At 59.9% G+C, this 10111-nt stretch carries 5 protein-coding genes and 1 pseudogene; 3 read left to right on the plus strand and 3 right to left on the minus strand.

Annotated features, from left to right (window positions below; translation table 11 throughout):
• The first annotated feature begins 393 nt into the window (after positions 1-393).
• On the plus strand, positions 394-774 hold the full coding sequence (locus XI08_RS24715; RefSeq protein WP_271576344.1) for a hypothetical protein: 381 nt from the start codon (positions 394-396) through the stop codon (positions 772-774).
• Between the two features lie 375 nt (positions 775-1149).
• Here XI08_RS24715 and XI08_RS24720 read toward each other — a convergent pair whose 3' ends face one another.
• Positions 1150-2181: an IS110 family transposase gene (locus XI08_RS24720; RefSeq protein WP_271576345.1), complete on the minus strand. Its 1032-nt coding sequence runs from the start codon at positions 2179-2181 to the stop codon at positions 1150-1152.
• A 264-nt stretch (positions 2182-2445) separates the two neighbouring features.
• Between XI08_RS24720 and XI08_RS24725 the strand changes: the two genes are divergently transcribed.
• Positions 2446-2646 carry a DUF6494 family protein gene (locus tag XI08_RS24725; RefSeq protein ID WP_027548237.1) on the plus strand — a complete coding sequence of 67 codons (201 nt, stop codon included), beginning with the start codon at positions 2446-2448 and terminating at the stop codon, positions 2644-2646.
• 208 nt (positions 2647-2854) lie between these two features.
• On the opposite strand, the gene XI08_RS24730 is transcribed toward XI08_RS24725, so the two are convergent.
• Both XI08_RS24730 and XI08_RS24735 read right to left on the minus strand, forming a co-directional pair.
• Positions 2855-3145 carry a DUF1330 domain-containing protein gene (locus XI08_RS24730; RefSeq protein ID WP_271576346.1) on the minus strand — a complete coding sequence of 97 codons (291 nt, stop codon included), beginning with the start codon at positions 3143-3145 and terminating at the stop codon, positions 2855-2857.
• A 246-nt stretch (positions 3146-3391) separates the two neighbouring features.
• Positions 3392-3589, minus strand: a pseudogene (locus tag XI08_RS24735) (transposase); the annotation flags it as partial.
• A 272-nt stretch (positions 3590-3861) separates the two neighbouring features.
• Here XI08_RS24735 and XI08_RS24740 point away from each other — a divergent pair.
• Entirely contained in the window at positions 3862-9735 is a 5874-nt protein-coding gene (locus XI08_RS24740; RefSeq protein WP_271576347.1) for an AAA family ATPase, read from the plus strand.
• Positions 9736-10111: the final 376 nt, after the last annotated feature.

Below are 10111 nucleotides of genomic sequence, written 5' to 3' on the forward strand. Positions count from 1 at the left end.
ACTTTCCGGATTTGACGGCCTCGTATTCCACAATGAGCAGGCGCCATTGGCGGAGATAGGTCCTCTCAATTGTTCGATCGGCTCTCATTGGGAGATTCCCATTGAACCATGGAGCGGGAGATCGAGAGTGTACCAGGCGTAAGGAGGAGCAGCGCCGCCTGTGGCATCAGCATAATCTGCTGAGGGATCGTCTAATTCCGCTACGAGTCAAACTGAGAAGTCCGGGCGCTCAGCCGGCAGGTCGGCTTTACCTCCAACTCCAGACAAACCGCTGCATCGGACTAACTGACGCGATGGGCCACGAGCGGAACTGCCGCTGACAATTTACGGACGGTTAGTGCTCGTTGTTGCACAACGTACAGATGCTGCCCCTTGAACGAGGGACGTCCCCGCATGAGAACGCTGCTCAAAATTGCCTTAGTGGCGGTCTCCGCTGCAGTCCTGACGACAGTGCTCTTGATCATCGTCTTAGCTGGCATCTTGGGGATGCAATGGAGCAGGACGTTTCAAATACTGAGCTCTGCGACAGGCCTGTACCTCCTGCCCGCGATCATTTTCATTGAGTTCTATTTTCTCACGAACGACCTGTTGGCTTATGCTTGCAGGAAATTCGAGCTGGACTTCGGGCTACACTTCTCTGAGATCCCATTCAAGTTCGACCTCGACAATCTCGAAACACCCATTCCGCTTAGGACGAAGCTCGTTCAGCTCTATCCCCTCACCATTCTACTCACACTGCTTGGGTTCGTTGTCGCGCTGATAACGCACCAATAAGGCGGCCTTCTGGTCGGCTTCGGGGCAAACTGGGAAGTCCGGGCGCTCAGCCGGCAGGTCAGCTTTGCCCCCAACTCCAAGCCGCTGCATCGGACCAACTGACGCGATGGGCCATGTGTGGACGGCTCCTGGTTGGCAAGGAGAATCTTCACTTTGCGGCGTTGGTCGGAGCGGCCATGTGTTCGGCCTGTTAGCGCGGTTCACGTGACCGCTGGCCATAATGCCCTCCGCGGATCAGGTCCCGGTCAAAAGCACGCATTCGAAGATGCCATGGCCCATGTGGGTTGTCCTGATCGCCGGATCGACCGGCGCTGCATTAAGTGCTGTTCGCCCTTCCAACCGTTACGTCACACCGGGATATCCGGCGCGTTTCCTTTATGCCGCGAGTGCGGCCGGCTCCCTGTAGCGCTCACCCCTGGCCATCATGGCCCATGCCATGCGGGCGATCTTGTTGGCGAGCGCGATCGCAGCAACCTTGGTCGGTCGACGCGCCAGCAGCTCCGTAAGCCAAGGCCGATGCCCTGTGCCATGGATCTTGGCATAGCGGATCACCGCGAGAGCGCCAGCCGTGAACAAGCTGCGCAAATAGCGATCACCTTGTTTGCTGATACTGCCAAGCTTGTCCTTGCCCCCGCTCGAGTTCTGCTTCGGCACGAGCCCAACCCAGGCCGAGAAATCCCGACCCGATCGGAAGGCCTTGGCATCGGCAACGCTCGCGACCAGAGCTGTGGCCAGCGCCGGCCCGACGCCAGGGATCGCGTCCAGCCGTTTGCTCGTCGCGCTTGATCGATGCCAGACGATAATGCGTCGATCGAACTCCAGAATCTGAGCCTTCAGTGCCCGCAATTGACTGCCGAGAGCCGCAAGACATGCGCGGGCCACCTCCGGGAGCCGGCGGTCGGCTTTATCGGCGACGACTTCCAGCAATTGCTCGACACCCCGGCGCCCGACGGGAGCGACAATCCCGAACTCGGCAAGATACGCGCGGATCGAATTGATGACGGCGGTCTGCTGGCGAACGAACAGATGGCGCGCTCGATGAAGCATCAGGCCGCTCTGTTGCTCGACCGTCTTGGTCGGCACGAACCGCATGTTGGGTCTCGTGACCGCCTCGCAAATCGCCTCCGCATCGGTGGTGTCGTTCTTCTGCCGCTTGACGTAGGGCTTCACATAGGCCGGAGGCATCAACCGCACCGTATGCCCCAACGCCTGCAGTTCGCGGGACCAATAATGAGATGACGCGCAAGCCTCGATCCCCACCAAGCACGGTGGCAACTTCTCAAAGAAGGACAGCACGAAACGGCGCTTGAGCTGGCGGCGGATCACCACCTGACCGGCTGCATCGACACCATGCACTTGAAAGACCGACTTCGCGATATCCAGACCAATCGTCGAAATTGACTGCATAGGCTGCTCCTCCGAATCGTGGGAGCCTCAAACGGCGCCCACTCCTTGGCACTCTCGTGCCCGTGGAGGAGCCGTCCACAGCATCACGAGCGGAAGCACTCCACTGAGTGAGACTTTCGCTTCCAGGTGTAGTCTTGAGCTTCGGGCCGAGGTTGCAGGCAATCAGGTTGAGGAGGAAGTCGGCGGCGACGCGAGCGAGGCCTCGATGTTTCGTCATTGCTCGCCTCGTGTTAGACTTTGCCTGCCCGATCAGGGAGAACAGCCATGACCGCCGAGTTCGATGAAGACCGCTTCAATATGGCTATCCGTAAATTTCTGAAGCATGTCGGAGTTACATCGCAGCGTGAAATTGAGAACCTAGTGCGTAGCGGGGAGGTGAAGGGTGGCAAGCTCAAACTGCGAATGACCCTGTCAGCTGAGGGGACGCCGCTGAAACATGTGGTCGAGGAAACAGTCGCGCTCTGACGATTGTCCCGGCTGTGGGAAGTCATGGCCCTGATCCTCACGAAGGCTATCATTGCGGTCGCCGGCCGAACGTCGCCTTCCGGTCAATCGCGCCATTTTTGCAGTTGGCCCGCTACTTCCGATCTACCCCCAACTTCAGACATGCCGCTGCACTGCGCCAACCGAAGTGATGGGCCAGACTTCAAAACGTGCGGCTCTAAAGAGCCGGTCAGCCGAGGCCCTCCACAGTGACCAAACGCGCGGAGCTGCAAGCGTCTCTTACGCTTTTCAGTCCTTGGTACGTTGCGCCGTCATAAAACGACTCCCAAGCCGCAACTGATGGGAATTCCAATAAGACAATCCTTCGAGGTTCCCAATCTCCTTCGTAAACCTTGTGAGCTCCGCCCCGCGCTAGATATTTTGCTCCGGCCATTTCCAAGGCAGGCTTCACGCCTGACATGAATTCTTGGTATCGCTTTGGGTGACGAATATCGACATCAAAAATCACATAAGCCGCCATTGCGGTCCTCGATCCATTTGTGTTGAAAGCCACTCCCGTCGGGAAGAGGCAACATCGAGGACTGTACTCACTTATGTCAAGTCGGATGTCTGCTGAGGGTCTTGGTTGTGTGCAAACGGATATGTCGGACGCGGCGTGGTCTCCCATCATTGCAGGCGGCCGACTGTTGTCGCGTCGGATCGTCAAATAGCCGGCCAAAGTGGGTATGGCGACGCGATATTGCGGTTTGAATGCACTTTCCGGCCTTCACGCGGCGCGGATGGCTGCAATCAGGCTCGGTTTGCCGACGATGTTCATCACCCGTATGAGATTATAGGCGAGAACATGCAGCGCCATCTCCGCGGCCACGTTCCGTAGGCGCTTCATCAGGAAGTGGGTCGCACCCATTCGGGCCTTGATCGTGCCGAAGGGATGCTCGACCGTCTCGCGCCGCGTCCGCATGGCGTCGGCGGCAAACGCGCCACAGCGAGACACAGTCCTGAATCCGATAACTCTGAGCGGGCATAAACCAACGATTGCAGGAAAAACTTGTGCGGCGATCCGCCGCTCGTCGCCGTTTCTTCGCCGTGCTTTCGCCGGCGCCGCAGCTTACGCTGGGCACACCCGCGCGTTTGTGGCAGAGTCGGCTGGCAACAGAGCTTAGGACAGTACCTCCTCTCCCAGCATTGGGTCACGCGGAGGCTTCGGGTTGAACCCATTGTTTCGGTTCGACGCGCATGGACAGCAGGTTCCAAGTGCTATGGGAGGACGATGCCCGCATCTTTTGCCGGGCATTGCGCCCAGATTCGGAAGGCGGCTCCAGAGCTGTGTTGGCGGTGCTTCCCAAGATGAAGCACGCTTCGTCCGGCGTCTTCGATCGTCTCGCTCACGAGTTTGCACTGAAGGACCAATTGGACGGGGCGTGGGCATTGCGGCCGTTCGGGCTGGAGTCCGCCGGCGGTCACCCAATTCTGCTGCTCGAGGATCCTGGCGGCCAGCCGCTCGAACAGTTGCTTGGGCCGCCCATGGACATCGGACGCTTCTTGCGGCTGGCGATCGGCATCGCCGCAGCTTTGAACAAGGTGCACCAGCGCGGCCTCGTTCACCAGGACGTGAAACCGTCGCATATACTGGTGAACTGCGAGGACGGACGGATCCGGTTCACCGGCTTCGGTATTGCCTCACGCCTGGTCCGGGAGCGACGCTCGCCAGGACCGCCCGAGTTTATCGTGGGCACGCTCCCCTACATGGCGCCCGAACAGACCGGGTGGATGAACCGCTCGATCGATTTCCGTAGCGACCTCTACTCGCTTGGTGTGACGCTCTATCAAATGCTGACCGGCTCGTTGCCGTTCACCGCGGCACGTTCGATGGAGTGGGTGCATTGCCACATTGCGAGGAAGCCAGTGCCGCCGAGCGAGCGGGTGAGCACTGTACCGGCCCCAATCTCAGCCATAGTCCTCAAGCTGCTCGCCAAGTCCGCCGAGCAACGCTATCAGAGCGCGTCGGGCCTCGAGCATGATCTACGCCGCTGCCTGAGTGAATGGGAAAGCAGACATCGCGTCGAAGAGTTTGCACTAGGGCGATACGATACGCCCGACCGACTGCTGATTCCCGAAAAGCTCTATGGAAGAGACCGCGAGATCCACACCTTGCTGGCTGCCTTCGACCGCATGATTAAAAGCGGCGCGCCGGAATTGGTGCTGGTTTCCGGCTATTCCGGCGTTGGCAAGTCCTCGGTGGTCAATGAGCTCCATCGTCGGCTAGTTCCGTCGCATGGACTGTTCGCTTCAGGCAAGTTTGATCAGTACAAACGCGATATTCCGTATTCCACGCTGGTCGAGGCTTTTCAGAGCCTCGTGCGATCTCTTCTGAGCAAGAATGACGCCGAACTAACGGGGTGGCGCCAAGCCCTTCATGATGCGCTGGGTGCAAATGGACGGCTCGTTGCCGACTTGATCCCTGAATTGCGGCTGATCATGGGAGAGCAGCCGTCCGTTCCTGAGCTGCCCCCGCGGCAGGCACAAAACCGCTTCCATCTCGTGTTCCGGCGCTTCATAGGGGTGTTCGCACGAACCGAGCATCCATTGGCGTTGTTTCTCGACGATCTGCAATGGCTCGACGCCGCTACGTTGGACCTGCTTGAGGACCTGCTGACCCGGTCCGATCTGCAATACCTGATGCTGATCGGCGCCTATCGCGACAACGAAGTCACCGCCGCTCATCCATTGCGGCGGAGGCTTGAAGCCATAAGGAACGCTGGCGCAAACCTGCAGCAGATCATCCTTGCGCCGCTCGCCGGCGGACACATTTCGCAATTGATTTCAGATGCTCTTCGCTGCGATTTGAAGCGTGCCGCGCCGCTCGCGCAGCTGATCTACGATAAAACGGCCGGCAACCCATTCTTCGTCATTCAGTTCCTGCGCGCGCTTGCCGAAGAGGGACTGGTCCGGTTCGATCATGACGCAGGGTGCTGGTGCTGGGATTTGGATCGCATTCACCTCAAGGATCATACCGACAATGTCGTGGACCTGATGATCGAGAAGCTGAGTCGCCTGCCGGCTAGCACACTGAATACGCTGCAGCAGCTGGCCTGTCTCGGCAACATCGCCGAAAGCACAACACTCTCGATCGTCCTCGGGCGCTCCGAGCAGCAGGTTCATTCCGATCTGTGGGAGGCCGTTCGCCAGGAATTGGTCGAGCACCAGACGGGAGCCTACAGGTTTGTGCACGACCGCGTTCAGGAAGCCGCCTATTCACTGATCGCGGATGATCAACGCGCGGCGGTCCATCTGCGAATCGGCCGGCAACTTCTGGCGCAGACCCTGCGGGAGGGGCGTGAGAAGGCCGTCTTCGAGATCGTCAACCAGCTAAACCGTGGCGCGGCCTTGATGACCTCGCCAGATGAACGCGAGCAGCTGGCCGAGCTCAATCTGCTCGCAGGCAAACGCGCCAAGCGCTCGACGGCTTACGCGCCGGCGCTGAAATATCTGGTCGACGGAGCACGCCTGCTGCCGGAAGACTGCTGGAAACAGCAATACGAACTCGCCTTTGCGCTCAACCTGCTTCGCGCCGAATGCGAATTCCTCACCGGCGCGTTGGCGGCAGCGGAGCAGCGGCTTACGATGATGGCCCATCGCGCCGCAAACCTGGTCGATCTCGCCGCGATCACCTGTGTGCGCGTGCCGCTCTACATGACGTTGGCTCAAAGCGACCGCGCCGTCGATGTGGGCCTCGAATACCTCCAGCGCGTTGACATCTCGTGGTCGCCGCACCCGAGCGACGAGGAGGTTCGGCGGGAATTCGAAGAGATGTGGCGGCAGCTCGGGAGCCGCCCGATCGAAGCACTCATCGCTCTGCCGGCGATGAGTGATGGGACATGGTGTGCAACCATGGACGTGCTCGCAGAGCTGCTGCCACCGGCCCTGTTCACCGATACAAATCTGCACTGCCTTGTCATTGCTCGCATGGCCAACGTGAGTCTCGAACATGGCAACCGCGGTGCGTCATGTTTCGCTTATGTCTGGCTCGGAATGCTGCTGGGGCCCAGGTTCGGTGATTATCAGTCAGGATTTCGCTTCGGCCAGCTCGGCGTGGATTTGGTGGAGAACGGTGGGCTCCTTGGCTTCAAGGCACGTGTCTACTTGGGATTCGGGCACGTCGTTGCCTGGACGCGCCACCTCCGCACGGCCATTCCCCTGGTGCGGACAGCGCTCGGGGCGGCGCAGGAAACAGGCGATTTGAGCTTTGCGAATATTGCGCGCGGCGCTTTGATTACGCACCTTCTCGCAGGCGGTGAACCGCTGGCAGAGATCCAGAATGAAGCGGAAGCCGCGCTCGAGTTCGCGCAAAAGACGCAATTCTGGCTCGTCGCCGATGTGATCAGGGCGCAGCTTGGGCTGATCCGCACGCTGCGCGGACTGACACCGGAGTTTGGCTGCTTCAGCGACGCCGAATTGGACGAGAGCCGATTTGAAGAGCATCTCGCGGGCGACCCGCGGTTGGCATACGCGGCTTGGCGATATTGGATCCGCAAGCTGCAAGCGCGCTACTACGCCGCCGACTATGCATCTGCCGTCGAGGCAGCAGCTCAGGCAGAGCGGCTCGTATCCCCGTCTTTTCTCGCATATTTCGAGATTGCGGAGTACAATTTCTATCGCGCGCTGACTCTTGCGGTTTGCCTGGACACGGCTCCAGCCGACGAGCGCTCGCATTACCTCCAGCTGCTTTCCGAGCACAAGCAACAACTCGACAGCTGGGCGCATGGCTGCCCGCAGAACTTCGAAAGCCGCGCGTTGCTTGTGCAAGCCGAATTAGTACGCATCGAAGGCCGCGATCTCGACGCCATGCGTCTTTACGATCGCGCCATCCGGTCGGCCCGAGAAAACGGTTTCGTGCAGGATGAAGCGCTCGCCAGCGAACTTGCTGCGCGCTTCTATACGGCGCGAGGATTCGAAACGATCGCGCATGCCTATTTGCGGGATGCCCGCTACGGCTATCAGCGCTGGCGAGCCGACGGCAAGGTGAGGCAGCTCGAGCGTATGTACCCGCACCTGAGGGAGGAGAGATCGGAGCCTGGCCCGATGAGCACAATCGGGGCGCCGGTCGAGCACCTCGACCTTGCCACCGTCATCAAGATGTCGGAAGCGGTGTCGGGCGAGATCGTGCTGGAGAAGCTCGTCGACACTCTCATGCGCACGGCCATTGAACAAGCGGGTGCTGACCGAGGTCTGTTGATTCTATCGCACGACACCGAGCCGCGCATCGAGGCGGAAGCTACGACCCGCGGCGACAGAGTCGTCGTCGAACTGCAAGAAGCACGCGTGAGCGCGGACCTGCTTCCGGAATCCGTTCTTCACTACGTCCTGCGCGCGAGAGAATATGCCGTAGTCGACGATGCCGCCGTCGAGCCTCCGTTTGCCAAGGACCCCTACGTCAATCAGCGCAAGGCCCGTTCCATTCTCTGCCTGCCCTTGATCAACCATGGCAAGCTCATTGGCGTGCTCTACCTTGAGAATACGTTGACGCCCCACGTTTTTGCACCGGCGCGAATTGCGGTGCTGAAGCTGCTCGCCTCGCAGGCTGCAATCGCGCTGGAAAATGCGACTCTGTATCGCGATGTCAGAGAACGCGAAGCGAAGATCCGCCGCCTTGTCGACGCCAACATCATTGGGATCATCATCTGGGAGCTTGAAGGGCCAATTCTGGAGGCCAATGATGCGTTTCTGCGCATCGTGGGGTACGACCGTGAGGATCTCGCCTCGGGCCGCCTGCTCTGGACTGACCTGACACCGCCGGAATGGCTGGACCGGCACGAACGATGGTGGATCCCGGAACTCAAGAAGATGGGGAGCGTACAGCCGTTCGAGAAAGAGTATTTCCGTAAGGACGGAAGCCGCGTGCCGGTCTTGATCGGCATGGCTGCGTTCGACGAGCAACGGGACCAAGGTGTCTCCTTTGTCGTCGACCTGACGGAGCGTAAACGGTCCGAGGAGGCTCTGCGGGAGAGCGAAGAGCGTTTTCGTACTCTCGTACAGTTCTCTTTCGACGTGTACTGGGAATCCGATGCGCGGCATCGCTTTATAAGGCAGGAGTTCGCCGAAGGCCTGGTGGACGCACCCGCGTCGGTCTCCGAGATCGGTAAAACGCGCTGGGAAGTGCCTTACTTGGAGCCCGACGAGGAGGCTTGGCGCAGGCATCGGGAAGCGCTGGATGCCCACTTGCCATTCCGTGATTTCGAGCTCGCGCGCCCGACGACCGACGGCGGCAAGCGCTATGTGTCCGTCTCCGGGCTGCCGGTGTTCGACAAATCCGGGCACTTCGTCGGTTATCGCGGCGTGGGGCGGCACATCACCGAACAGAAGCGGGCCACGGAGGCCCTGCGCGAGATGCAGAGGGAGTTGGCGCTTGCCAACCGCCTCGCCACCATGGGCGAACTCACGGCCTCGATCGCCCATGAAGTGAGCCAGCCGATTGCCGCGGCATCCATGAATGCTGGTGCCGCCGCGCGGTTCCTGGACAGAAACCCGCCCGATCTCGAGAGGGTCAGGCAATCACTGGGCTGGCTCATGAACGATACTGCGCGGGCCAGCGACATCATCCAGCGAATTCGCGATCTCATCAAAAAAGCACCGCCCCGGAAGGATAATTTGGATATCAACGAGGCGATCCGGGATGTGATTGAGCTTACCCGCGGCGAAGCGATGAAGAACGGCGTCTCGGTACAGACGGAACTTGCAGACAGCTTACCGCTTGTGGAAGGTGATCGTGTCCAATTGCAGCAAGTGGTCCTCAATCTGATTGTCAATGCCGTCCAGGCAGTGGGCACTGTGGCGGACGACGTCAGAAGGGTGCTTATCACCACCGGTGAGGTCGGCCCTGACCGTGTTCTTGTCGAGGTGCAGGACTCGGGACCGGGATTGGCAGTGGAAAATCTCGAGCACGTCTTCACCCCCTTTTACACGACGAAGCCGGGCGGGCTCGGGGTGGGACTGTCCATCTGCCGTTCGATTATCGAAGCTCATGCTGGGCGCTTGTGGGTGACCCCTAACCTGCCCCGCGGCGCGACTTTTCACTTCACCGTGCCGGTCCGTCCCGCAGACGCTTCGTGATGATCTCGGGGTTGCCGTTTCCAACTTCTGCGCACACGGATCGAGGCGCCCTCCGAAATGCATGTCAACCCGGCCTAATGGAATGCCATGCATTGGTCGAACCGCGCCTCGAAATCTGGCACTCCGGTTCGCAAAGTTCGCACCGAAGATGGCGTCTGATCAGTAGAATCCGAGAACAGCCTTCGTCTCGATATATTCCTCCATGCCCTCATCCGCTGGGCCATGTAGCGGGCACGCTTCGGCGCGAGTGTCGCACTTCATTCCGCGTCAGGCCAGCGAGATTCAGTCGAAAATTGATGCGATCGACTGCGCACGGCCAGTAGGACCCGCAGTGATTGAGGGAATCGATGGTGACACGCCACGTACAGCCGCGACG

This window comes from Bradyrhizobium sp. CCBAU 11361 (genome assembly GCF_028128935.1).
In the GTDB taxonomy this organism is placed as follows: Bacteria; Pseudomonadota; Alphaproteobacteria; order Rhizobiales; family Xanthobacteraceae; genus Bradyrhizobium; species Bradyrhizobium niftali.